General features: G+C 69.9%; 21 protein-coding genes. 7 read left to right on the forward strand and 14 right to left on the reverse strand.

Annotation, left to right across the window (positions count from 1 at the left end):
- Positions 1-30: 30 nt before the first annotated feature.
- The 9 genes from ACIRCZ_RS15585 to ACIRCZ_RS15625 all read right to left on the reverse strand — a co-directional run bounded on the left by ACIRCZ_RS15585 (position 31) and on the right by ACIRCZ_RS15625 (position 9,028).
- Complete coding sequence (locus ACIRCZ_RS15585) at positions 31-372, reverse strand: hypothetical protein (protein WP_402854633.1); 342 nt, start codon at positions 370-372, stop codon at positions 31-33.
- A gap of 108 nt (positions 373-480) precedes the next feature.
- Entirely contained in the window at positions 481-1,206 is a 726-nt protein-coding gene (locus tag ACIRCZ_RS15590; RefSeq protein ID WP_402854635.1) for a class I SAM-dependent methyltransferase, read from the reverse strand.
- 93 nt (positions 1,207-1,299) lie between these two features.
- A complete protein-coding gene (locus tag ACIRCZ_RS15595; RefSeq protein ID WP_402854637.1) occupies positions 1,300-2,193 on the reverse strand; it encodes a hypothetical protein in 894 nt (297 codons plus the stop codon).
- A complete protein-coding gene (locus ACIRCZ_RS15600) occupies positions 2,190-3,473 on the reverse strand; it encodes an ROK family transcriptional regulator (RefSeq protein ID WP_402854639.1) in 1,284 nt (427 codons plus the stop codon). The genes ACIRCZ_RS15595 and ACIRCZ_RS15600 overlap by 4 nt, the downstream gene beginning before the upstream one ends.
- Entirely contained in the window at positions 3,470-4,723 is a 1,254-nt protein-coding gene (locus ACIRCZ_RS15605; protein ID WP_402854641.1) for an enolase C-terminal domain-like protein, read from the reverse strand. The genes ACIRCZ_RS15600 and ACIRCZ_RS15605 overlap by 4 nt, the downstream gene beginning before the upstream one ends.
- A 49-nt stretch (positions 4,724-4,772) precedes the next feature.
- Complete coding sequence (locus tag ACIRCZ_RS15610) at positions 4,773-5,663, reverse strand: NAD(P)-dependent oxidoreductase (protein WP_055899236.1); 891 nt, start codon at positions 5,661-5,663, stop codon at positions 4,773-4,775.
- Positions 5,660-6,637, reverse strand: a complete 978-nt coding sequence (locus ACIRCZ_RS15615; RefSeq protein WP_082581616.1) for a carbohydrate ABC transporter permease — start codon at positions 6,635-6,637, stop codon at positions 5,660-5,662. The genes ACIRCZ_RS15610 and ACIRCZ_RS15615 overlap by 4 nt, the downstream gene beginning before the upstream one ends.
- Positions 6,634-7,590 (reverse strand): carbohydrate ABC transporter permease, encoded by a 957-nt coding sequence (locus ACIRCZ_RS15620; protein WP_402854644.1) that lies wholly within the window; start codon positions 7,588-7,590, stop codon positions 6,634-6,636. Before ACIRCZ_RS15620 ends, ACIRCZ_RS15615 begins: the two co-directional genes overlap by 4 nt.
- Before the next feature lie 64 nt (positions 7,591-7,654).
- The gene (locus tag ACIRCZ_RS15625) at positions 7,655-9,028 is read right to left on the reverse strand and encodes an extracellular solute-binding protein (RefSeq protein ID WP_055899242.1); all 1,374 of its coding nucleotides are present in this window, start codon (positions 9,026-9,028) and stop codon (positions 7,655-7,657) included.
- Between the two features lie 195 nt (positions 9,029-9,223).
- Here ACIRCZ_RS15625 and ACIRCZ_RS15630 point away from each other — a divergent pair, with 195 nt between their 5' ends.
- The 7 genes from ACIRCZ_RS15630 to ACIRCZ_RS15660 all read left to right on the forward strand — a co-directional run bounded on the left by ACIRCZ_RS15630 (position 9,224) and on the right by ACIRCZ_RS15660 (position 16,468).
- On the forward strand, positions 9,224-9,664 hold the full coding sequence (locus ACIRCZ_RS15630; protein WP_402854646.1) for a MerR family transcriptional regulator: 441 nt from the start codon (positions 9,224-9,226) through the stop codon (positions 9,662-9,664).
- Positions 9,661-10,656, forward strand: coding sequence for an NAD-dependent epimerase/dehydratase family protein (locus ACIRCZ_RS15635; RefSeq protein WP_402854648.1), 996 nt, complete (start codon positions 9,661-9,663; stop codon positions 10,654-10,656). Before ACIRCZ_RS15630 ends, ACIRCZ_RS15635 begins: the two co-directional genes overlap by 4 nt.
- A 105-nt stretch (positions 10,657-10,761) precedes the next feature.
- Entirely contained in the window at positions 10,762-11,406 is a 645-nt protein-coding gene (locus ACIRCZ_RS15640) for a DedA family protein (protein WP_082581617.1), read from the forward strand.
- A 16-nt stretch (positions 11,407-11,422) separates the two neighbouring features.
- Positions 11,423-12,259, forward strand: coding sequence for an AraC family transcriptional regulator (locus ACIRCZ_RS15645; protein WP_402854650.1), 837 nt, complete (start codon positions 11,423-11,425; stop codon positions 12,257-12,259).
- A gap of 110 nt (positions 12,260-12,369) precedes the next feature.
- Positions 12,370-13,290, forward strand: coding sequence for an ABC transporter ATP-binding protein (locus ACIRCZ_RS15650; RefSeq protein WP_402854652.1), 921 nt, complete (start codon positions 12,370-12,372; stop codon positions 13,288-13,290).
- Positions 13,287-14,342 carry an iron-siderophore ABC transporter substrate-binding protein gene (locus ACIRCZ_RS15655; protein WP_402854654.1) on the forward strand — a complete coding sequence of 352 codons (1,056 nt, stop codon included), beginning with the start codon at positions 13,287-13,289 and terminating at the stop codon, positions 14,340-14,342. Before ACIRCZ_RS15650 ends, ACIRCZ_RS15655 begins: the two co-directional genes overlap by 4 nt.
- Positions 14,339-16,468, forward strand: coding sequence for an iron ABC transporter permease (locus ACIRCZ_RS15660; protein ID WP_402854656.1), 2,130 nt, complete (start codon positions 14,339-14,341; stop codon positions 16,466-16,468). The genes ACIRCZ_RS15655 and ACIRCZ_RS15660 overlap by 4 nt, the downstream gene beginning before the upstream one ends.
- Positions 16,469-16,505: 37 nt before the next feature.
- Here ACIRCZ_RS15660 and ACIRCZ_RS15665 read toward each other — a convergent pair whose 3' ends face one another.
- The 5 genes from ACIRCZ_RS15665 to ACIRCZ_RS15685 are packed head-to-tail and all read right to left on the reverse strand — an operon-like array spanning position 16,506 to position 24,904.
- The gene (locus ACIRCZ_RS15665; protein ID WP_402854658.1) at positions 16,506-17,294 is read right to left on the reverse strand and encodes an alpha/beta fold hydrolase; all 789 of its coding nucleotides are present in this window, start codon (positions 17,292-17,294) and stop codon (positions 16,506-16,508) included.
- 10 nt (positions 17,295-17,304) lie between these two features.
- Positions 17,305-20,313, reverse strand: coding sequence for a glycoside hydrolase family 2 TIM barrel-domain containing protein (locus ACIRCZ_RS15670; protein ID WP_402854660.1), 3,009 nt, complete (start codon positions 20,311-20,313; stop codon positions 17,305-17,307).
- A 20-nt stretch (positions 20,314-20,333) separates the two neighbouring features.
- On the reverse strand, positions 20,334-23,045 hold the full coding sequence (locus ACIRCZ_RS15675) for a hypothetical protein (RefSeq protein ID WP_402854662.1): 2,712 nt from the start codon (positions 23,043-23,045) through the stop codon (positions 20,334-20,336).
- Positions 23,046-23,102: 57 nt separating this feature from the next.
- Complete coding sequence (locus tag ACIRCZ_RS15680) at positions 23,103-23,960, reverse strand: carbohydrate ABC transporter permease (protein WP_402854664.1); 858 nt, start codon at positions 23,958-23,960, stop codon at positions 23,103-23,105.
- Positions 23,957-24,904 (reverse strand): carbohydrate ABC transporter permease, encoded by a 948-nt coding sequence (locus ACIRCZ_RS15685; RefSeq protein WP_055894501.1) that lies wholly within the window; start codon positions 24,902-24,904, stop codon positions 23,957-23,959. The genes ACIRCZ_RS15680 and ACIRCZ_RS15685 overlap by 4 nt, the downstream gene beginning before the upstream one ends.
- Positions 24,905-24,957: the final 53 nt, after the last annotated feature.

A 24,957-nucleotide genomic window follows, 5' to 3' on the forward strand; every position in this document is an offset into this window, starting at 1 on the left:
CCGTGACGCCGTCGAGCCGTCAGTGCGCTTCTAGTCGTCCCACGGGTCCAGGTAGCTGAGCGGTTCGTGCTCGTCGTGCCGGAAGGGCAGCGCGCGGATGACGCCGATGAGCGCCGCCTGAGCGTTGAGCTCCACGAGTGTCGGCTGGTCGGTGAGCTCGGTGGCCGCGAACGGCACCGTGCGCGCCGATATCTCGGTCGTCGCACCGAGAAGGATGGCCGCCCGTTCGATGTTCCCTTCGGCGGTGACGACCGGGATCTCGACGGCGGCCGTGCGACGGTTCCTGCACAGCAGAAGCGCGTTCTGCATCACCGCATCGGCGATCTCGCTGCCGGTCAGGAACGTGCCGGTCCTGGTTGTGATCAGTTTCATGGCTCCCCGATTGGTGATGCACCGGGGTCCGAGGTGACCTGAGCATCATACGTCTCGTCGGCGGCGAGCCACGATCGCGCGTCGGCCGCGCCATCGTGGTGCCGGCCGTCAGGACGCGATCAGGACGAAGAACAGGAACGCCAGGAACCGTCCGCTCGCGCGGTTCTCGAACTCGGCGGGAAACCGCTCGTACGCGGCAGCGGAGGGCGCAGGCTCGCTGATCGTCTCGATGCGGAAACCGGCGGAGGCGAAGGCGTCGACCATCGCGTGCAGCGGCCGATCCCAGAACGTGAGCTGCGCGCTCCCGCCGCCCATCGTCCATTCCTCCGTGCGCGCCCGCGTGCCGAAATACTCGGATGCGCCGCCCGAGAGACGATCGCTGAGGAAGACGGCAGCCGGGTGCTCCTCCGAGACCAGGAGACGGCCGCCCGGCCGGAGCACACGGTGGAACTCCGCGAGCGTCGGCCTCCAGTCCTCGAGGTAGTGCAGCGCTTGCGAGACGACGACATCGTCGAACGCGTCGTCAGCGAACGGAAGCGGATGCGCCAGGTCTGCCACCAGCAGATCGGCGTCAGCGCCGAGCCGTCGCCTGGCCTGCTCCAGCATCCCTGCACTCGAGTCGAACCCGGTGACGACGGCGCCCCTGTCGCGCAGGTCGGAGAGGATCGGCCCAGAGCCGCACCCGGCGTCGAGGATCCTTCTGCCCGTGACATCGCCTGCCAGCTCGATCAGGGCCGGCCGGTTGTAGTACTCGTTCAGAAGACTGGTCTCGTTGAGCTCCGCGTATCCTTCGGCGATCGAGTCGTACGCGGTTGCGTCACTGGTCTGGGTCATGGGGCTCATGGTGCCACATCCGGTCTGGCGTTCACTCGCCGTCGGTCACGACACGGCGCCGCGCGGTGCTGCACCGGGGGAGCCAGGGTCGCGCTAGCCGCCCAGCCCCACCTGCAGCGTGAACCGCGTGGACACCTCGGCGTCTGCAGCCACGATCAGCGGGCCGAGCGCATCCCCTGCCGGCCAGTACTCGCGCGTCGCCGGTTCGATGGCGAAGCCGGAGACGGCGCCCCACCACGGGTAGTGCTCCGTGCCGTGCTCCTGCCAGATGTGCGCGAACGGGAAGAGGTCGCTGTCCCAGTCGAGGATGGCGAACGCGCCCGTCTCCGGGTTGCGGACCACGGCCGAGCCGGTGGAGCCTGACGGCTCCGTGCGGAAGCCCGCTCCGGTCGAGCCGTCGTCCGGGAACACGAGGTCGAGGCGGCGGCCGTCGAGGTCGACGGTGGTCGCTGAGGAGACGAAGATCTCGCCGAGCACCGGATGCTCCGTCCAGGTGATGCCCACCGGCGACCGGGAGACGTTGGTCACCGTCTGCTGCACCGTCAACGTGCCGCCGTCGAGCGCGAACGTGCGCGTCACCGAGAGCGGGACAGTGCGCAGCAGGACGCCGAGCGTGCACGAGCTCTCGTCGACGGCCTCGACGCGCCAGCGCCGCCAGGCGGCTTCGCCGTGGAACGGGTGCGAGACGCCGCCGACCGCTCTGTCCTCACCGGCGTGCGGGAGGAGCGTGTGCCAGCCGCCAGGGTATCGCCGGTGCCAGGTCTCTGACGTGGACGGCGATGGATGGTCGTCCGACCAGTCCTCGTCCGCCCACGGCGTGCGCAGCAGATACTCGGTCTCCGTCGCCGCGTCCGTCAGGGAGCGCACTGCCGCGCCGGCGACGCCGATCTCGGCGCGCGTGCTGGAGGAGCGGATGGTGAGGCGGCCGTCCGCGACAGGAAGCGCACGCGGCGCGGCCTGACGGGTCCGGAAGGTCTCGCCGGTCACCACGGCCGCGGCCCGGTCATCGAGCGCACGGACGGGGCGAACGAGCCGTGGAAGATCGACGACGCCGCACCGATCGCCCCCGCCACCTCTTCGAGCACCGAGAGCTCGACGGCGACGTGGCGGGCGCTTCGCGCGGTCGGGATGCTGTTGACCGCCGCATCCAGCGTCGTCAGCACGATCTCGCGGAGCTCTGGCTCGAACGCCGGGCCGCCGACCACCATCATCGGCAGGTCGAGGAGGTCGATCAGGCCGACGGCGCCGCGGGCGATGACATCCGCCACCCTGTGCGCGGCGGCCACCGCCTCCGGAACGCCGCGGCCGACCTCGCGGCACATCTCCGCGTATGTCCTGGCAGGCCCGGAGTATCCGAGCTCCAAGGCGATCTCGGGGAGCGCTGTCGTCGGGTTGCACTCGCGCACCAGCGTCGGCCGTCCGAGGTCGTCGAGCTGGCCGATCTGGATGGCGGCGAGCTGGCCGAACTCGCCGGCGTTCGAACTGGTGCCGCGATAGATGTCGCCGTTCAGCACGAGGCCGGAGCCGATGCCGGTGCCGAAGTAGAGGTACACGAAGTCGCCTGCGCGGCTGTTCTGGCCGATCCAGCGCTCGCCGATGGCGGCAGCCTCCCCATCCTTCTGGACGATCACGCCGCAGTGCAGCCGCTCGGCCAGCATCCGGCGCAGCGGCACGTTGCGCCAGGCGCGGGAGAGCGGAAGCTCGAGCAGGTCTCCGCCGTTGGTGATCGGGCCTGGCGTGGCGACGCCGAGACCGAGGAACGTGCTCCTGTCGATGCCGGATGCGGTGAGCATGTCCTCGACGTGCCCTCCGATGATCTCGACCAGGGCCTCGGGCGCCACCTGCCCGTCGAAGTCCTCCGAGCGCCGCTCGACCACAGTGCCGTCGAGCTCGGCGAGCACGCAGGTCAGCCGCTCGGGGTCCACCAGCACGCCCGCGGCGTGGGCAGCTTCCGGGCGCAGCCGCACCGGGGTGCGCGGCTTCCCGACCTTCTCGCTGCGCAACTGCTCGCCCTCGGCCAGCAGCCCGCGCTCGATGAGGGTGCGCAGGATGCGCGACACCGACTGCTGGGTGAGGCCGGTGCGCTCGGAGATCTCCGTGCGGCTGATCGAACCGGCCTGGCGGATGGTCTCGATGATCGTGGCCTCGTTGAACGTTCCGAGGTCGTACTGGTTGGCGCCGGGACGCGGCCCGGCCCCCGCGTGCTGGATGCGGGTGCGTTGCGGAGGTCGACCAGCCGCCGCCTGACTGTCGAGGAGGTCGGTCACGGGGCCTCCAGGGCGCCGTCCGGGCGGCGGACGCCCGCGGCCCATGCGTCGTGGCCGGACAGTTCGGCCGGGTAGCGCGCCGCAGCGACCTCGTCGAGGTCGATGCCCCATCCCGGAGCGTCGTTGGGAGTGAGCCATCCGTCCACGATTCGAAGCGTACCGGGGAACACGTCGTGCGTGGCCTCGTTGTAGACGTGGCCTTCCTGGATTCCGAACGCCGGAGAGACGACGTCGAGCGTCACGTTGGCGGCAGCGCCGATCGGCGAGGTGTCGCCGGGGCCGTGCCAGGCCGTCCGCACGCCGAACACCTCGGCCAGGTCGGCGAGCTTCTTCGCCGGGGTGAGGCCGCCGATGTCCGAGACGTGGCTCCGGATGAGGTCCACCCCTCCTCCGCTGATCAACCGGGCAGCGTCGGTGAACGACGTCGTCAGCTCGCCGACAGCGATCGGAAGCGGGGAGGCGGCGCGCACCTCGGGAAGGCGGTCCCAGTGCTCGGGAGGGAGCACGTCCTCGAGGAAGAACAGGCGGTACGGCTCGAGGGCGCGCGCCAGCCAGATTGCATCCTTCGGGGTCAGCCGCGAGTGCACGTCGTGCAGAAGCTCGATGTTGGCAGGAAGCCGGTCGCGTGCCGCCTCGAACAGCGCAGGGGTCCGGCGCAGATAGTCGCGGGCGCTCCACCCGTCGCGGTACGGCGCATCCGGGTACTCGGTGGGCACGCGGGGCGCGCCGTAGCCGCCGCCGCCCGGCGTCGACTGCTGCAGCCGCACAAACCGCTGGCCCTCCTCGATCAGGCGCTCCGCGTCGTCCAGGGTCTCGTCGATCGTGCGGCCGGACGCGTGCAGGTAGGTGTCCGCCGCGGCCCGCACCTTGCCGCCGAGCAGCTCGTAGACCGGCATTCCCGCCCGCTTGCCCGCGATGTCCCAGAGCGCCTGGTCGATGCCGGAGATGGCGTTGTTGGTGACCGGCCCGCCGCGCCAGTACCCGGTGAACGCGATCAGCCGGGTGAGGTCGCCGATGTCGCCGGGGTAGCGGCCGATCAGCAGGTGCGCGACGTGCTCGTTGACGAACGTCTCCACCGCCTTCCAGCGCTGCGTGAAGGTCGCGCAGCCGAGGCCGTAGAGCCCTGGCACGTTGGTCTCCACCTTCACGACGACCAGGGCCGTGCCCTCCGGGGCTGTCGTGATGGCGCGGACCGAGGTGATGCGGATGTCCTCGCGAGGTGTCCAGGGGTTGGCGAATGTGTCGGTCACAGTGGCTCCAGGGGATGGTGGGGATCGGTGGTCAGGCGGGGTCTCGTGGTCAGGCACGGGCGAGCGGGGGCAGGTCGATGGTGGGCAGGTCGAGCTCGTGGGCGGCGCGGAAGCCGATCGTGCGCTCCGCCGCCGTGAGGTCGATCGGAACCTCCCGCCCGGCGAACGCCCGCGTGCGCAGCACCCCAGGGGCGTAGCGGTCGAGCAGCTCGTCGGTGCGGTACGGCACGATCGTGGTCGGCGCGGCCAGGTAGAAGGCGTGCGCGCCGCTGACCCTCGCGGTCAGTCCACGCTCGATCGCGACCGCCGCGTCCCGCACATCCAGATACGACCAGCCCTCCGTGAGGTTCGGCCGCGGGTCTGCGGTCAGCTCCGCCGACAGCCTCTCCAGCACGTCCACGGTGTTGGTGTGCGGGAGACGCAGCGTGACCACGTCCATTCCCCAGCGGCGCCACACCATGCGGGAGGTGTTCTCGTCGTTCAGCTTCGACAGGGAGTACCAGTCGGAGACGTCGGTGGGGATGTCGGTGTCCAGCGGGAGGTAGGCGGGCAGCGCGGCGCTGTCGATGCCCTGCGGCAGGCCGTACCGGTTGATGCTGCCCGCGACCACGGCCCTGCGGATGCCGCGCTCCGCCGCCTGCGTGAGCACGGCGAAGGTCGAGACGACATTGGTGCTGTACACGTCGTATGCCGGGGCGATGTCTCTGTGCGCCAGAGCGGCCAGGTGGACCACCGCATCCACGCCGTCGAGGGCGACGGCGGCGTCCTCCGGCGAGCGGGCGTCTCCGGCGACGACGCGGGATGCGCCGTCCACCGCGTCGCCGTCGAGGGACATCGCCGTCACCGCGGCGCCGAGGCCGGCCAGGTGCGCCGTGGCGACTCGGCCGATCCTCCCCGCCGCACCGGTGATCAGGATGCGGCGCCCGTCCAGCGCGCTCATCCCTTGAGCCCGGAGGCGGAGCTGACCCCGCGCAGGAACTGCTTCTGGAAGATCACGAACAGGATGACGGGGATGATGATGGTCAGGAACACGGCCGCCATCTGAACCGAGAACGGCATGGCGCCGTTCGGCATGTTCGCGAGCGTCACCGACACCGGTTGCAGGTTGGGGGACGACAGCACGAGCATCGGCCACAGGTAGTCCTTCCACGACGCCACGATCGTCAGCAGTGCGACGACGCCGATGATCGGGCGGGAGAGCGGAAGGATCAGGGTCGTGAACACGCGGACTGCGCCTGCCCCGTCGATCCGTGCAGCCTCGATCAGCTCGCGCGGGATGGAGTCGAAGAACCGTTTGAGCACGATCACGTTGAAGGCGCTCGCACCGGCGGGGAGCCAGACGCCCCAGAACGTGTTCTGCAGGTTCACCCCGATGACCGGCATCTTGAGGATGGTCAGATACAGCGGGACGAGCGAGATCACGCCGGGGAGGAACAGTGTGGCGAGCACGGCTCCGGAGAGGATCGGTCCCCATTTCGGCCGAAGGGCGCTCAGCAGGTACGCGCCCGTCGTGCTGACGAACAGCGTCGCCACCGTGCTGCCCAGCGCGACGATGACCGTGTTGCCGAGCGACGAGCCGATCTGCGCGCCGTCCCACGCCTGGCCGATGTTGCCCCACTGGAAGGGCTTCAGCCAGATGCTCATCGGGTCGCGCAGGATGTCCTGGCTGGTGGAGACGGACGCGCGCGCCGACCAGGCGAGCGGCCCGAGCCCCGCGAAGAGCAGGCCGACCAGCATGACGATCTGGAGCACCCACATCCAGGCCTTGACGACAGGGCGTTTGCGGTCGGTCGCCGAGATCGCGCCGCGCTCCCGTTCCTCTCGCACCTTGGTGCGGCCGCGGCGCCGTTGCCGGGCTGCCGGCTGCTGATCGTCAATGGGGTCGACGATGACCCCTGTTCCGATGACGCTCATGATGGGCTCCACCTCCTGGTGACGTAGTAGTAGACGACGGAGAGCAGGCAGAGGAAGAGCGCGAGGATCACGCTCAACGCGGTCGCCGATCCGTAGTCGCCGTTCACGAAGGCGTACTTGTAGATCTTCAGCATCACGGTCTGCGTCGCGTTGTTCGGGCCGCCTCCCGTGAACAGGAACGGTTCCGTGAAGAGCTGGAACGTGCCGATCAGCTGGAGCAGCATCATGATGAAGATGATGTTGCGCAGCTGCGGGAGCGTGACGTGCCAGAGCCGCGACCAGATGCCTGAGCCGTCGATCTCCGCTGCCTCGTACAGCTCGGTGTTGATCCCGCCGATGGCCGCCAGGTAGATGATGGCCGTCGCCCCGGCGCCCGCCCAGGTCGTGTAGAGCACGAGCGACGGCATCGCCATCGCCTCCGAGTTGAGCCACGGGAACGGCCCGAGTCCGACCCAGCTCAGGATGGAGTTGAAGATGCCGTCGGAGGACGGATCGTAGAAGAACTTCCAGAGCAGGATGCCGGCGACGGGCGGCACGACGGCCGGCAGGTACGCCAGCAGGTTGTACGCCCAGCTTCCCCGGCGGAGCTCGTTGATGAACACCGCAAGGATGATCGGCACGGGGAAGCCGAGGATCAGGCCGAGCGCCGCGTAGTAGACGGTGTTGAGCGCGGCCTGCGGGAGCTCGGGGTCGGTGAGCACGAACGCGAAGTTGTTCAGGCCGACCCAGACCGGCGCGGCCACGAGGTTCGTGCGCTGGAAGCTCATCACCAGGCCGCTGACGACGGGCCCCCAGCTGAAGTAGAGGAACGTCAGCACGATCGGGACGGCGAAGAGCACGGCCACGAAGCCGCCGGAGCGGAACCAGCCGGTGAAGCTGAGCCGGCGCTTGCGCCGGGGAGGGCGCCCTGGACGGGAGATGCCCGTCGAGGGTCGTTCGAGAGTCTGTGTCATGGTGTCGCTCGCTTTCGTTGGGGCGGCGGGGCGAAGTGTTCGTCCGCCCCGCCGCCGGCCTGGCTCAGCGCTGCTGGGCCAGGTTCCTGTCGATTGCGGTCGACGCCTGGGTCACGAGCTGCTTGATGTCGGCGTTCTGGTCGGTGAGGACCTTCTGCACCAGCGGGTCGAGCGTCGCGTAGGTGTTCTGGGCGTCCGCCGGCTCCGGGATGAGCTTCAGCTTGGAGTCGATGTACCCCGTGAACTGCTCGCGCGGCACGTTGATCTCGTCCTTGATCCAGCCGAGGTACGTGTCGTAGACCGACTGGCTGACGGGCGGGAGCCCAGGCGTGCCCACCGCGGTGTTGGATGCGGCGTCCGCCTTCGCGGAGGCGACGGCGAAGTCCTGGTCGAAATACTTCTGGAAGTTCATGAACTCGACCCAGCGGGATGCGGCGAGCAGCTCGTTCGGCGACGCCTTCGCGTTGAACATGGCGATCGTGCCACCGGTGAGGGTGCCGTGCTCGCCGTCCGCCTGCGGGAGTGCGCCCTGGCCGTAGTCGGCCGGCTTCATCCCGTAGTTGTGGACGGCCTGGTCGTACGCGTCCGGGGCCTGCAGCACCATGCCGATCTTGCCTGCGGCGAATGCCTTGCGGATGTCGTCCTGGTTGTACAGGAACTGGCTGCCCATCGAGTTGTCCTTCCAGCGCATGTCCTGCAGGAGCTGCAGCGCCTTCTCGGTGGGAGCGCCCATCGTGGTCTTCTTGCCAGAGCTGTCCGTGACCGTGCCGCCCATGCTGTACGTCATGGTGGTGAGCATCCAGCCGCCGGTGTTGTTGGTGGTGAGCTGCGCGTACCCAGCGACGTTCGGCACCTTCTGGGCGATGGTCTTGGCGTACTGCTGCACCTCGTCCCAGGTGGTCGGCGGCTTGTCGGGGTCGAGGCCGGCCTGCTGGAAGATCGCCCTGTTGTATGCGATGCCGACGGAGAACAGGCCGTACGGAACGGTGTACACGTCGCCCTTGTCGTCCTTCACGTTGTCGAGGGCGAGCGGGTTGAGCTTGTCGAGCAGGCCGATCTGCTTGAGGTACGGCGTCATGTTCGGGAGCTGCTTGTTGGCGATGAGCTGCTTGCTGTACGTCAGCGAGACGTTCATCGTGGTGGGGAGGGTGCCTCCGGCGAGCTTGGCCTGGAAGGTCTGCGCCTGCCAGTACTCGGTGGACGGCTTGACGGTGATGTTCGGGTAGAGCTTCTGGAAGTCGTCGACCTTCTTGAGGAAGTTCTCCCTGTCGGCCTTCTTGTCCGCCGTCGGCTCGTCGCCGACCGTGATGGTGACTTTGGCCTTCGGGTCCGCGGTGGCGGACGCCCCTTCCGTGCCGCCGCCGGAGCAGCCTGCGAGTGCGATCAGAGCGGCGGCCGCCGTCACGGCGAGCCCGGCCCTCAGTACATGTTTCTTCATTGAAACCCCTTGTCGTGTGCTGTGCCGCCCAGGTCGACGGCTCGGTCAGGCCGCCACGTGCTGTCTCATCTGTGCGACCACGATCCCGCCGTAACGGCGGGTGTTGTAAATATAAAACTCAGAGAGTTATTAATCAATGACGAAAGTTTTCCCGTTCTTGACTTCAAGCGCTTGAGGTCTGTTCTGATGGTCTTCATGACCACGATGACCATCCAGGAGGTGTCGAGGCAGAGCGGGCTCAGCGAGCCGACTCTGCGCTACTACGAGGACGTCGGCCTCCTCGGCCCGATCGCCAGGGACGGCCGCAGTGGCCACCGGCGCTACGGCGACGGCGACCTCGACGCCGCCCAGGTGCTCGCCTGCCTGCGCGCGATGGGCGTCGGCATCGAAGACATGCGCACGTACCAGGCGAACAGGCTGATCGGTCGCGCCGCGGCCGGCGAGCAGCGCGACATCCTGCTCAGGCACGCCGCGCGCGTCGACGAGCAGATCGCGACGCTGTGCGTGCACCTCGACTACCTGCGGGTGAAAGCCGCGCTCTGGGACGCCCGCGATCGCGGCGACGCCCTCGCAGAGGCGGACGCGCGTGCCGAGCTCGAATCCATCCTTCCCCGACTTGAGGAGACCTTCCGATGACCACCGAATCCATCCCGTCCACGCCCTCCACACTGGTCACCGGAGGCACCGGCTACCTCGCGACCCGCCTCATCGCCGACCTCCTCGCATCCGGTGTCGCTGTCCGCACCACGGTCCGCACGCTCGATCGAGCCGACGAGGTGCGCGAGGCCGTCCGCCGGGCGGGAGCGGACGACGCCGGACTGTCGTTCGCCGTCGCCACCCTCACCGCCGACGACGGCTGGCCGGAGGCGCTGGCCGGGATCGCGGACGTCTACCATGTCGCGTCGCCGATGATCCAGTCGACCGACCAGAACGAGGTCGTCGTTCCCGCCCGCGACGGATCGCTGCGCGTGCTCAGGGCGGCCAGGGACGCCGGCGCTCGCCGCGTCGTGCTCACGTCGTCGTTCGCGGCGGTCGGGTACACGCCGAAGCCGGTGCGCGAGTACGACGAGACAGACTGGACAGACCCTGCGACCCCCGGGCTCCCCGCATACCCGCTGTCGAAGGCGGTCGCCGAGCGCGCGGCGTGGGACTTCGTTGAGCAGGAGGGCGGCGGCTTGGAGCTCGTCGTGATCAACCCGACCTGGATCGCCGGTCCCACCCTGACCGCATCCGCCCGGTCGTCGCTGCAGTTCTTCACCAGAATGCTCGACGGCACCATTCCCGCGGTGCCGCGGCAGCGCTTCGGGATCGCGGACGTTCGCGATGTCGCTGCGGCGCACATCGCCGCGATGACGACTCAGGACGCCGCTGGGAAGCGCTACCTGGTGCTCGCGGACGGCCCCACCATGACGTTCCTCGACGTGGCGAACACGCTGCGCGCCGAACTCGGCGCACTCGCCTCCCGGGTGCCGGCCGAGGAGCTTCCCGGCGACGAGCCGACACCGCTCACCATCCACAACGAGCGTGCGAAGCGCGAGCTCGGCTGGCGGCCGCGTCCCGCCGTGGAGACGATCGTGCAGACCGCGGAGAGCCTGCGCGACCTGGGGCTGCTCGCGCCCGGTGCCTGACCGCCGCCGGCGCGTCTGCCACTCTTGGACCTTTCTGGGGAGCCGCCGGTTTGACTGGACAGGCCCGCTGTCCGGCAGGGACGGCGGCGCACCAGAAAGGACTCCATGATCGTGCATTCCGGTCTCCTCGACCCGCAAGGGATCATCGACGCAGCAGGACCGTGGGCGCTGCTCGGGGTCTGCGCGATCGTGTTCGCGGAGACGGGGCTGCTGGTCGGCTTCTTCCTGCCGGGGGACACCCTGTTGTTCTTCACCGGCGTCCTGACCCTCACCGGCCACATCGGCGAACCGCTCTGGCTGGTCGTGGTCGCCGTGATCGTCGCCGCGTTCCTCGGTGACCAGCTCGGCTACGCGATCGGTCGCAGGGGAGGCCCGCGCGTGTTCGAGCGCAAGGAGTCCGGCTTCTTCAGCCGGGCGAGCGTGGAGAGGACGCAGCGGTTCTTCGACCGTTTCGGAGGCGCGGCGGTCACCATCGCTCGCTTCGTGCCCGTCGTCCGCACGTTCGCCCCTGTCGCGGCCGGTGTCGGCCGGATGCGGTGGGGACTGTTCACGGTGTTCAACATCGTCGGCGCCGCCGTCTGGGCGACGGCCGTCATCCTGCTCGGCTACGGACTCGGGCACATCCCCGGCGTCGCCGACTTCGTGTCGACCTACCTGGACGTGATCCTGATCGGCATCGTCGTGGTCTCTGTGGTGCCGATCCTGGTCCGCGCTGTCGCGCTGCGCAGACGGTCCCGCGTCGATTCGTAGCCCGTATGCTCCTCTCATGGCCCGCCGACCGTCTCCGTCGCCCGCCGCTGGCGGCTCCGGCTCGTGGCGGCGCGAGCCGAGCACCGAGGTGCGCAGGACGGGGAGGATGCCGGTGGTCGGGGAGGGGTCTCCGGTCGTCCTCGCCGAGTCGGAGGGGGTGACGGCCCCGCTCGAGTGGGAGCCGCACGCGCACGAGTATCACGAGCTGGTCTGGATCACGGGCGGGACACTGACCACGCGCGTCGGCGACCGCGTCTTCACGGTCTCCGAGGGGGCCGCGCTGTGGCTTCCGGCCGGGCAGGTGCACTCGGGCAGGCTCACGGCCGGCTCCGAGTTCTTCGACGCGTTCTTCGAGCCGGAGCGCACGCCTGTCCGGTTCGACGAGCCGACCGCGATCGTCCTGAGCCCTGTGCTCGCATCCCTGCTGGAGTACCTGCAGCGCACCGACCTGGATGCGGGTGCTCGCGCGCGCGCCGAAGCCGTCGTCTTCGACGTGCTGGAGACGTCGGAGCGCCCGCTGGTGCTGCGGGTCCCCGGTGATCCCCGGATCGACCCGATCGCCGAGGCGCTGCTCGCCGACCCGGCGGACGGGCGCGGACTGGAGGAGTGGTCGCGCGCGCTCGGGGTGAGCGAGCGCACCATCACCCGTGCCTTCCGGAGCACCACCGGGCTGTCGTTCGTGCAGTGGAAGCAGTCGCTCCGGGTGCACCTGGCGCTCTCGCTGCTGGCCGAGGGACACGACGTGCAGACAACGTCGGAGCTGCTCGGTTATGCGCAGTCGAGCACCTTCATCGAGGCGTTCCGGCGGGTGATGGGCACGACGCCCGGTGCGTACCCGCACGCCGCATCCTGACGCCTGCTGTCCGAAAAGCCGTATCCGGTGTCGTTCGCGCCGGATTGCAGACAGGCGACGCCGGACCTATTGTGAGTTAGGTAACCCTTACCTAACTCGAAACCCCTTCTATGCCCACGTCCTCCTTCCCCCGCGCCGCGACCGCCCTCCGCGGGGAGGACCTCACCCTGCGGTTCGGTGCGACGACCGTCGTCCACGGCGTGACGCTGTCGCTCGAGCCGGGCCGCGTCACCGGGCTGGTGGGCCCGAACGGCAGCGGGAAGTCGACCCTGCTGCGCTCCCTGGCCAGGCTGCACCCGATCGGCGATGGGCGCGTGACCCTGGGCGAACCGGAGCGTCAGCGCGCCGTCTCCCTGCTCAGCTCGCGCGAGTTCGCGCAGGAGGTCACGCTGTTCAGCCAGTCCAGGCCGGCGCCGCAGGGGATGTCCGTGCGCGAGGTCGTCGCCTTCGGACGGCACCCGTACCGTCGCCGCTTCTCCGGTCACTCGGATGAAGACCGCCGCGCGATCGCGCACGCGATGGAGCTCACGGGCGTGCAGGCGATGTCCACCAGGGCGGCGGGGGAGCTCTCCGGCGGCGAGATGCAGCGCGTCTGGCTCGCCGCCTGCCTCGCCCAGGACACCGGAGTCGTGCTCCTGGACGAACCGACGAACCACCTCGACCTGCGCTACCAGACCGAGATCCTCGACCTGGTGCGCGACCTCGCAGACGACCACGGCGTCACCGTCGGCATCGTGCTGCACGACCTCGATCACGCCGCCCGTATCGCCGACACCGTGCTGCTCCTGGCCGCCGGCCGCATCCACTCGGCGGGCGACCCCGTCTCGGTGCTGACCGCGGAGAACATCGGCGAGGTGTACGACCTGCCGGTGGACGTGCACGTCGACGAGCGCACCGGTCGCCTCCGGATCGACCCGCTCGGGCGGCACTCGGGGAGGCGGCTGACCGCGTCCACCGTCGGCGCCGCACTCACGGGCGGCGCCGTGTCCACGACAGCCCCCGCATCCACCACCAGAGAGGACCACCTATGATCCGCGCCCATCGCATCGCGACCGTCACCGCGACGCTCGCCGTCGCAGCGCTCACGCTCACCGCCTGCGGCACCACGAGCATCCAGGAGGCGGAGGGCACGGCGCCCGCTGCGAGCTCGGAGAGCTGCGCCGCCGATACGACGAAGACGGCGACCGGGCCGGTCTCGCTGACCGACGGCGTGGGCAGGAAGGTCACCCTCGCCAAGCCGGCGTCCCGCGTCGCCGTGCTCGAATGGCAGCAGATCGAGGATGCGCTCACGCTGTGCGTTGCTCCCGTCGCCGTCTCGGACAGCGCGGGATACAGCACGTACGTCAGCGCCGAGAAGCTGCCGAAGGGCGTGACCGACATCGGCGAGCGGGGAGTGCCGGACCTCGACACGCTGTACGCGGCGAAGCCGGACCTCATCATCGTGGAGGCGTTCAGCGCGGACGACGACCTGATCGCGCAGCTGGAGAAGCGCGACGTGCCCGTGCTCGCCACGCTCGGCGCGAACGCGGCCGACCCGATCGGGAACATGAAGAGCGTGTTCTCGATGATCGCGGAGGCGACCGGCCGCACCGAGCGCGCGGACGCGGTGCTGACGCAGTTCGACGAGCACCTGGCCGACGCCAAGAAGAAGGTCGCCGGCGCCGACCTGGCGACCACGAAGTTCCTGTTCTTCGACGGGTGGATCGAGGGAGGGAACGTCGCCATCCGGCCGTACGGGAAGGGCGCGCTCTTCACGGCCCTCGGCGAGCAGCTGGGGATGACCGCCGCGTGGACGGACGAGATCGACAAGACGTACGGCAACGGCGGTGTCGACCCGGCGTACGGACTGGCCCAGACCGACATCGAGGGGCTGACCGCCGTCGGCGACGCCAACCTGTTCTACTCGAACGACGACACGGCGGACAGCTACGTGAAGGAGCTCGACAAGAGCGCGATCTGGACCTCGCTCCCCGCCGTGAAGGAGGGCAGGGCGCACGCGTTCCCGTCCGGCGTCTGGGGCGCTGGCGGACCGCTCTCGAACGAGCAGGCCATCGACGCGTACGTCGACGCCATCGCGGGGTGAGCGAGGCGGCACAGGCCGAGGCGCCCCGGCGCGAGGCCGCACCGGATGCGGCCGGGGAGCGACCCCTCCCCGGCCGCGGCCTCCGCGGCGCATCCGGAGCGATCATGCTCGTCGTCCTGCTGCTCGTCGTCGTGCTCGTGGGGATGTGGCACCTGACGCAGGGGACGTCCGGCATCGGCGTCTGGGATCTGCTGCGCTACGCCACTGGCGCCCGCGAGACGGTCGGCGGCGTCGCGGTCGGCGACGTGCTGACCGGATCGCGGCTGCCCAGGCTGTTCGCCGGAGTGGCCGTCGGCTTCGCGCTCGGCGTGGCCGGTGCGCTGCTGCAGTCCGTCACCCGCAACGTGCTCGCCTCGCCGGACACGCTCGCCGTCACGGCCGGTTCGTACTTCGCGCTGTCGCTCGTGGCGGCGTTCGGGCTCGCGGTTCCGCTGTGGGCGTCCGGCGGGGTCGCGTTCGTCGGAGGGCTGGTCGCCGCCGCGGTGGTCCTCGGGCTCGCCGGGCGCGCATCCGGAACGTCGACCACGCGGCTCATCCTGGCCGGTTCCGCGATCGCGATGGCTCTGGATGCGGCGACCGCCATGCTGCTCATCCTTTTCAAGGAGAACACCACCGGCCTGTTCGCCTGGGGCAGCGGCTCGCTCGCCCAGCTGAACCTGGACGCCTCGGTGCGCGCTGCGCCGCTGATCGTGGTGGTGCTGGCCGCCGCGCTGCTGCTCTCCCGCAGGCTGGATGCGCTCCGGCTCGGAGACGACACCGCCGCCTCCCTCGGCGTCCCTGTCCGCTCGACGAGGATCGGCGCCGTCCTGTTCGCCGTCCTGCTGACGAGCGTGTCCGTGACCCTCGCCGGTCCCATCGCGTTCGTCGGTCTCGGGGCGCCGGTGCTCGCTCGACTGATCGCCGGTCGCGTGCACGCCGTGAACCGTCACGCCATCCTGCTGCCGGTCTCCGGGCTGGTCGGCGCGCTGCTCATCCTCCTCGCCGACGCCGGGCTGCGCGCGCTGCTGGGCGCGGAGGGCGCCGCGGCCATCCCCACCGGTGTGCCGACCGCGGTGCTGGGCGCCGTGCTGATCGTCGTGCTCGCGCTGCGGCTCCGCGACTCCGGCTCGGTGCGCCAGCCGCAGCACGCTCACGTCGCGCTGCGCACCCGCCGCCGGTTCGTTCTCGTGCTGACCATCGGCGCTGTGCTGGTTGTCGTGGCGGCCGTCGTCGGCCTGCTCGCCGGGAGCCTGTGGCTGCGCACCGGTGACGTTGTCCAGTGGATGCAGGGGGTCGCGCCCGACCTCATCGGCCGGGCGTTCGACGAGCGCCTGCCGCGGGTGCTCTCCGCCGTGCTCGCGGGAGCGGCGCTGGCGCTTGCCGGATGCGTGGTGCAGGGAACCGTCCGCAACCCGCTGGCCGAACCGGGCATCCTGGGCATCACAGCGGGCGCGGGGCTGGGCGCGGTCATCGTGGTGACGTCCGGCATCTCCGGCGGGCGCCCGCTGCTGATCGCGCTGGCCGTCGCGCTGGGGCTCGGTACGTTCGCGCTGGTCGCCGGCCTGGCCTGGCGCGGCGGGCTCCTGCCCGACCGGTTCGTGCTGGTCGGCATCGGCTGCGGTTACGGGCTGAGCGCGATCACCACCTTCCTGCTGCTGCGCTCCGACCCCTGGGAGACGCCGCGCATCCTCACCTGGCTCTCCGGGACGACGTACGGCCGCACGCTACCCGACGTTCTGCCCGTCGCCATCGTGCTCGTGCTGGCGGTCCCCGTGCTCTTCGCGTTCCGGCACAGGCTCGACCTGCTGGCCGTGGACGACGACACCCCGCGCATCCTGGGGGTGAGGCTGGAACGCACCCGGCTCTTCGTGCTCGCGATCGCCGCCGTGCTCGCCGCCGTCAGCGTCGTCGCGGTCGGCGTCGTCGGCTTCGTCGGCCTGATCGCGCCGCACCTCGCGCGCTCGCTGGTCGGGGCGAGGCACGGAAGGAGCATCCCGGTCTCGATGGTGATCGGCGGGCTGCTGGTGTGCGTCGCTGACACGCTGGGGCGCACGCTGATCGCGCCATCGCAGCTTCCCGCCGGGCTCATGATCGCGCTGGTCGGTGCGCCGTACTTCGTCTGGCTGCTGCGGCGATCCCGGGTCTGAGCGCGCCTCGGTTCGTGCCGCCTTAGGTCCGGTTGCTTCAGCCGAGGAAGTCGCGGACGACCGAGCTGACGAACGCGGGCTTCTCGGCGATCAGGCCGTGGCTCGCGCCTGGCACGATGCAGAGCTGTGCGCCGGGGATCGACGACGCGATCAGCACGCTGTGGTCGGGCCGGATGGAGTCGCGGTCGCCCGCCATGACGAGCACGCGGGCAGTGATGCCCGCCAGGTCGGCCGGGCGCAGGTGCGGCTCGCTGGTCCAGAGCCGGAAGAGCTTGGCCAGCACCGCATCCGCGTGCTCTGGGCCGTCCGGCGACAGGCGCTCGTAGTGCTCGCGTTCCGCGTCGGGCTCTGCGGCGGACTCCGCGTCCGGCCGGGCAGCAGGGGCGAGCGCCGACAGCACGGGGATGCCATCGCTCTCGGGCGCGGTGGCGAAGCCGGACGGATCCAGGTTGGCGCTGATGGCCACGAGCGAGCGCACGCGCTCCGGATGCGCGATGGCGAGCATGAGCCCGATGATCGCTCCGTCGCTGTAGCCGACCACCTCCACTGCCGGAAGGCCCTGCGCGTCGAGGTAGGCGACCACCTCTGCGACGCCGCGCTCGTAGCTGTACTCCTCGTCGATGTCGGCGGAGCGGCCGTGGCCTGGGCGTTCGAACGCGTGCACCCGATGGTCGGGGACCAGCGCGTCCGACGGGGCGCGCAAAGACTCGAGCGAGCAGAAGCCGCCGTGCAGGAAGAGCACGGGGGCGCCGTCGGCGTCGCCGTCGATCTCGTAGTACAGATCGGAGCCGAGGAGGCTGAGGCGTCCGGATTCGCGGTGCGGCATGGGGATCAGCCTAGGCGGATGCTCCGAGCCCGCGCGCATCCCGCAGCCGCAGCCTGATCGTGCGCGCCTCCGGACGCAGCGAGTACGCAGGCCACACATCCGGCCCGCACGCACGCGAGCCCAGACCGTGCTGCGCAGCGTCCACGATAAGCCGCACGCTCGTCGTCGCCGGCAGCTCGTGCGGGTGGCGCGCAGCGGCGAGCTGCTGGGGCGTGTGCCTGCCCAGGGTGAAGCCGGGGAGGCGCCCTGCCGCATCCGGGATCGCCGTCAGGTTCAGGATCGGGTCTCCTGCTCCTGTCAGGGTCAGCTGCCGGAACGCGGAGCGGTGCCCGGTCTCCTGCGGGCGGGCGTATGGGACGTTCAGCTCGTCCACCGTCGCGGAGAAGCGGCCGACGCGGGCGGCGGCCATGCTGTCCGGGTACGACTCCAGCGGGCCGAGGCCGAACCAGTCGGCGCCGTCGACGGGGGTCGCCGCATCCGGCAGCTCGAAGGACACGCCGATTCGCGGCCACACCGTGTCCCATCCCCGGGACGGCTCGATCTCGATGCGAAGGTCGAGGCCGTCGTCGGTGAGCGTCCAGACCGTTTCCAGCGTCACCCAGCGCGCGGAGTCCGCCGGCGCGACGCGTGCGATGGTGCGAAGCGCACCGTCCGCCGCCTCCACCGACTGGATGCGCGTGGTCAGGCGGTCGAGCCCCTGGCGGCGCCACAACTCGGCGTTCGAGACGCCGGGGATGCTCGCGTCGCTGCCGTCGACGTCGTCGGAACCGCCCTCGTCGTTGTCGGTCGGAGCGCGGAACAGTTCGAGTGCGGGCCCGGAGAGGTCGCGTCCAGCCAGGCGCACCAGGGCGCCGCGCTCGAAGTCCGCTTGGCCGAGGCTCAGCGTCCCCGTGCTCGGCCGCCACTCCGACACCCGGCGCATCGGCTCCACGGGTGGATGCGGGCGCGACCTGTCCACCTGCACCGAAGCGACGACGTGTCCCTCCTTCGCCCAACTCGTCGGGGAGGAGAGCACCGCCTCCACCGTCAGCCAGGTCTCCGCGTTCCTGACCACCTGCGCGGTGGGCAGCGGCAGCACGGCCCTGTCGCCCGCGGCGAGCGGATCCACGGAGAGGACACCGGATGCGACGACCTGGCCGTCCTGCTCCGCCCGCCAGAGGAAGCGCAAGTCGGACGTGTCGGCCGAGTGCCGTGCGTTCTCGATGGCGAGGGCGTCGCCGTCGACAGTGAACCGGATCGGCTGCACCACGGCGGCGAACTCGTGCAGGCTGGGCATGGGGGTGTCGTCGCTGAGGATCATGCCGTCCATGACGAAGTTGCCGTCGTGGATGACCTCGCCGAAGTCGCCGCCGTAGGCGTAGAAGGGGGTGCCGTCGTCGGTGGTGGTGAGGATGCCGTGGTCTCGCCATTCCCAGACGAACCCGCCGTGCAGGCGGGGGAAGTCACGGGTGAGCGCTTCGTACTGGTCGAGGGCGCCAGGGCCGTTCCCCATCGCGTGCGCGTACTCGCAGAGCAGGAACGGCTTCGTCCGCTGGCGCGCACCCTCGCCCGGCGTGCAGTTCAGGAGCGGCGCCTGCGATCCGTCGGTGCCGATCGCGGTGGTCTCGGCGATCGAGGAGTACATCCGGGAGTACACGTCGGTGTACTCCCCGGCATGGTCGCCCTCGTAGTGCACAGGTCGGCCGGGGTCGCGGTCGTGCACCCAGGCCGCCATCGCGGCGAGGTTGCTGCCGGTGCCCGCTTCGTTGCCGAGCGACCAGATCACGATGCTGGGGTGGTTCTTGTCGCGCTCGACGGTGCGCTGGATGCGGTCGAGGTACGCCGCGCGCCAGCGCGGGTCGTCGCTCGGGTTGCCCTCCCAGCCGAGCTTGTCGAAGCCGTGGGTCTCGAGGTCGCACTCGTCGATGACCCAGAAGCCCAGTTCGTCGGCGAGGTCGAGGAGGCGGGGATGGGGCGGGTAGTGGCTGGTGCGGATGGCGTTGACGTTGAACCGCTTCATCCTGGCCAGGTCGGCGCGGGCGTGCTCCTCGTCGAAGACGCGGCCGCGCACCGGGTGCGTTTCGTGCCGGTTCATGCCGTGGAAGACGACGCGGCGGCCGTTCACGAGGAACCGGTCGCCGACGATCTCCACCGTGCGGAAACCGAGGCGGAGGCTGATCGTCTCTGCGGCGTTCGACACGGTCGCGTCGTAGAGCCGCGGCAATTCGGCTGACCAGGGCTCTGCCGCATCCACCACCGACTCCACCAGATCGTCGGGAGTCGCCCAGACGGTCTCCACGCCCAGCTCGGGGATGCGCAGGGTCACCGGATACGCCGACGGGTCAGCGGTCAGCTCGGGGCGGATGGTGCCGAGGCCGCCGTGCCACCCTGTGCGCAGCCAGACGTCGTCGATGCCGCCGGTGGGGCGGGCGAGGAGGGTGACGCTGCGGAAGATGCCGGGCAGCCACCACTGGTCCTGGTCCTCCAGATACGACGCGGCTGACCACTGGTGCACCCGCACCACGATCAGGTTCTCGCCGGGATGCACGAGGTCGGTGACGTCGAACTCCTGCGCCAGCCGCGACCCGGTGCCGACGCCGACCTCTGCCCCGTTGACCCACACCTTGTACATCGACTCGACCCCGTCGAACCGCAGCAGCACCCGTCCGGCGTCGGCGAACGTGTCTGGCAGGGTGAAGCGGCGGCGGTGGTCGCCGGTGGGGTTCTCGTCGGGGACGTGCGGCGGGTCGATCGGGAACGGGTACTGCACGTTGGTGTAGATCGGTCTGCCGTATGCGCCGTCGCCGTGCAGCACCCAGTGCGACGGCACCGGCAAGCTGTCCCAGCCGGAGTCGTCGAAGTCGGTCGCTGCGATGTCCTCGGAGACGGCGGCGGTGGGGGAGAGCCGGAACGCCCAGTCGCCGTCGAGGCAGAGCGCGGGGGCATCGGTGTGCAGCCAGGACCGCGGCGCGCTGCGCGCACCCCGGCCTGGCGCGGTGTCGGACAGATGCGGGTCGGAGGGGTGCAGGGGAGTGTTCACGGTGCGGCTGCTCTCGCTGGTCAGCGGACGACGATGGTGCGCAGCTCCCACGGCCCGAGCGTGAGCTCGACCGCACCGGAGACCGCTTCGGAGGAGAGGACGCGGCCGAGCAGGTCGACCGTGGCGACGTCGGTGAACGGCCCGGACACCATGACCGTCGAGCCCGCGTCCGTCATGGCGACGAGACGAAGCTCCGTGCCGGCATCCACCCGGCGGATGCTCGACACCTGCACGCCTGCGCCGTCGACCGAGATGCCGGTCGCGGCCACGGGAAGCGCCGACCCTGCTGGGGCGGTGCCGCGCGTCACCAGAGCGTCGTTGCGGAACTCGTCGGCGAGAGCGACAGCATCCACTCCGCTCCAGCCGGACGCCGACGGCGCGATGGCGAATCGGTTCTGGATGCGAACGCCCAGGTCCTGCGCTCCGGGCGCCGCGATCTCGGTGGCCGCCGGTTCGTCGCGGAGCGGATGGATGTTGACGCTGATCGAGCCGACGGCGCGCAGCAGCGTGATCGCGAGCTCCGCGCCGTCGCCGACCACCTCGTACTCCGAGGTGTGGTCGAGGAGCACCGTGGCTGCGCCGGCCGACACGAACTCGCTCGCCGGGAAGGTGGGGAGCGGGAACTCGCCCCAGCCGCCCTCCGCCGTGAGACCACGCTCGGTGACGGAGAACTGCCCGGCGGACGACGACGATTCCACGGGCTCCGGCAGCGGGACGTGGAAGCGCAGCCGGTGGTCGGCCGACCGGTTCAGGAACGACGTGGAGACGCGCACGAACGGCTCGCCTGCGCGCACCTCGACCAGGGTCTCGACCGTGGTCGGCTCCGTGGAATCGTCGCGTCGGTCGCGGTCGGAGGAGAGCGCGGTGGGCCAGTGGTACACCCTGCTCACGAGCATCCTGGAGCGCAGAGGGCCGTCTTCGAGCCGTTCGACGGAGATCTCCGTCGGGGAGTCGACCAGGAAGTCGTGAGCGGGCGGGGCGTAGTTGTAGCTGTCTCCGCGGTCGCCGCCGTCGACCAGGCGACCGACACCGCGCAGCACCGTTCCGTCGGTTCCGACGACCTCCAGGGTGCCGTCGATGGCGACGGTCGCCGAGACGATGCCGTTCGAGAGTGTCGCGCCTGTGGCGGTCGCGGGTGTTTCGGGGACGGGAGCGTTCTCGGCTTCTCCCTGGACGATGCGGAAGGAGGCCAGCCCGGACGCAGGCACGCTCACCGGCACGAGCGCGGTGGCCCGCGCCTCCTCCAGAGTCAGCACGCGCCACTCGCCCTGGTGTGCTGCTGCCGCCGCAGCGACCTCCTTGCGGAGCACCAGCAGATCGAACTCTGCGGTGGTCGGCACCTCGGCGAGGTGGAAGACGAGCGAGCCTGCGCTGAGGTCGTAGTGGTCGATCAGCCTGCCGAACAGCTCACGGCGGTGGATGCGGCGGAGCACGCGCTCGAGCCGGCTCGCATCCATCAGCTCGTCGCTGAGCACCGTCGGCGCCTCCGACGTCACCTGCACGGGATGCGTGGACCCGTCGGCCGCGGTCGCCGTGAGCACCGCCCCGTCCGCCGGGGCGATCACGTCGACCTCCACCAGGATCGTGCGCGGGGTCGGCAGAGTGTTCGCGACGAGGTAGCCGTCGCTCGGGACGGCCGCGGCGGGCTGGGCGATCGCCGCATCCCGGACGGCGCGTGCCGCGTGCGTCGCCTCGGAGAGTCTGGCCTCGACCTGGTCGGACGTCTCGTCGGTGCCGGAGCCGACGACGGAGTCGTGCGCGGTCGACTCGATGATCTTGTGCCAGGCGAGCGACAGGAACGGGGTGTCGTCGCGCTCCGACCACAGCGCGTTGATGCGCTCCGCGTGGTCGATCGTGCGCTCGGCCACGGCCATCCGCTGCTTGAGCGCGAGCCGCACCGAGAGCACGCCGGGCAGGATGTTGCCGCGCACGTGGCTGCGCAGTTCGCCGTCGACGACGGCCGAGACCTCGTCGCGCACGTGGCTGCGGATGTACTCGTCCAGCGTCGCGACGGTGATCGCCCGCTCCGCGCTGGATGCACGGCGCAGCCAGGCGGCGAGCTGCGGGTCCGGCGCGTTGTGGTCCGTGCCCGCCATCGCGAGGACGGGGTCGTTGCCCCAGCGCTCGACGGTCATCTCGGCGTAGTCGCCGAGCGCCCGTCCGATCTGGTCGGGGACGAGCAGCACGTCGAGCCCGTTGTCGTAGCCGTCGAAGAGGAACTCGGTGCGCACCTCCGACCCGTCCGGCGCCCGCCAGCGGAAGGCGTGCCCGTCGACGGAACCGGGGACGCCGCGCCACAGGGCGGCGTGCTCGATGCCCGCCCGTGCGAGGATCTGCGGCATCTGGGCCACATGGCCGAACATGTCGGGGAGATAGCCGATGGGCATCGAGCCGCCGAGGTCGCTCGCGGCCGCCCACCCCATCTGCAGGTTGCGCACGATGGTCTCACCCGAGCAGAGGAACTCGTCGAGCAGGATCAGCCAGGGCCCGATCGCGAGCTGACCGTTCGCGACGAGGGCGGTGACGCGCCCGCGGTTCTCCGGGCGCATCTCCAGGTAGTCCTCGATGGCCGCCATCTGGCCGTCGACCGTGAAGCGGAAGCCCGCATCCGCCTCTGCTGTCTCCAGCACCGTGTCGAGTGCGGCGACGAGCCGGTGCCTGAACACCTGGAACGGCTCGTACCATTCCCGGTCCCAGTGGAAATGGGGAACGAAGACGGCGGAGTTCTGCATAGCGATGGGGGACCTTCTGGTGCGGGAGGAGACGGGGGACGAGCGGGAGGTTCTGCGCTACTTGAGCGAGCCGGAGGCGAGACCGGTGCGCCAGAACCGCTGGAGCAGGATGAACACGATGATCACGGGGACGATCGACACGAGCGATCCGGTGATGACGGACTCCTGGAGGAGCGAGACGCGGGCGGTCTGCCCGTTCCACTCGTAGAGGCCGAGGGTGATCGGGAAGAGCGACTCCTTCTGCAGCATGACCATGGGCAGGAAGAAGTTGTTCCAGATCCCGACGAACTGGAACAGGAAGATGGTCACCAGCGACGGCGTCATCAGCTTGAACGCCACGGAGAAGAAGGTGCGGAACTCGCCGGCGCCGTCGAGACGCGCGGACTCGATGATCTCCTCCGGCACGGCGGCGGCCGTGAAGATCCTGGCCAGGTAGACGCCGAACGGGCTGACGATGCTTGGCAGGAAGACCGCGAGGTAGGTGTTCACGATCCCCGTGGCGGAGAACAACAGGAACAGCGGGAGCGCCAGCGCGGTCGTCGGCACGAGCACGCCGCCGAGGATCACCGAGAACAGGAACTCGCGGCCACGGAACCGGAACTTGGCGAGCGCATACCCGCAGAGTGCCGAGATCAGCGTGCCGACCGCGGCGCCGAGCACCGCGTAGATGACGCTGTTGATCGCCCACTGTCCGAAGATGCCGTTGCTGCGCCCGAACAGGGTTCCGAGGTTCGCGAAGAGATCGAAGTGGGAGAACCACAGGCCGAACGTGGAGGCGAGGTCGCCCTGGGGTTTGGTCGCCGCCACGATCAGGAAGTAGATCGGCAGCAGGAAGTAGATGGCGAGGAGGAACATCAGCGCCATCGCCGCCGTGCGGCTGACGCGGCTTTCGCGGATCGAGGTCGGTGTGCTCACAGTCCCGCCTTCTTCGAGGTCAGTCGCATGAAGCCGAAGCTCAACACGAAGGTGATGAGGGCGATGACGACGGAGATCGCCGCGGCCTGCTGATAGTTGTTCCCTGAGGCGACCGCGTAGGCGAGCATGTTCGGGGTGAAGGTGCTGGAGATGTTCGAGGAGATCTGCCGCAGCACGGCGGGCTCGGCATACAACTGGAGCGTTCCGATGATCGAGAACACGGTGGTCAGGATGATCGACGGCGCGATGATCGGCACCTTGATCTGCCAGGCGATGGCCCAGTTGGATGCGCCGTCGAGCTTCGCGGCCTCGTAGAGCTCCTGCGGGATGGACTGCAGGGCGGAGAACATGATCAGCATGTTGTATCCGGTCCACAGCCAGGTGGAGACGTTCGCCGCAGACCAGAGCACGGCGCCTGGGCCGAGGAAGTCGGGCTGGAGGCCGATCGCCTTAAGCATGTCGACGACGGGGCTGAGCTGCGGCGAGTAGAGGAACGACCACATGATCGCCGCGATGACGCCTGGCACCGCGTACGGCATGAACGCCGAGATGCGGAAGAACGACTTCAGTTTGAGCAGCGGGGTGTCGAGCAGCAGCGCCATGATGAGCGCGACGAACAGCATCACGGGCACCTGAACGATGCCGAACAGCGCGATGCGGCCGATGCTCGCCCAGAATTCGGTGTTCTGGAAGACCTGGACGTACTGCTCGAAGCCGCCGAAGGTCGTGTACGACGTTCCGTACTGGCCGCCGGTGCGGCGGACGACGAGGAAGCTCTGCCAGATCGCGTAACAGATCGGTACGAGGTAGAACAGCACGAACGGCAGGAAGAACGGGACGAGGAACGCGACGATGGTGCCCACCCGGGGGCCGCCGCCGTTGGGACGGCGACGGCTCCCTGATGCTGCCACCACGCGGGTCGCGCGGGTTGCGATGTCAGTCATGCGATGTTCAGTTGCCCGCCACAGCCGGGATCGCCTGGTCCTTCATGGACTTG

This window comes from Leifsonia sp. NPDC102414, assembly GCF_044765685.1.
In the GTDB taxonomy this organism is placed as follows: Bacteria; Actinomycetota; Actinomycetes; order Actinomycetales; family Microbacteriaceae; genus Leifsonia.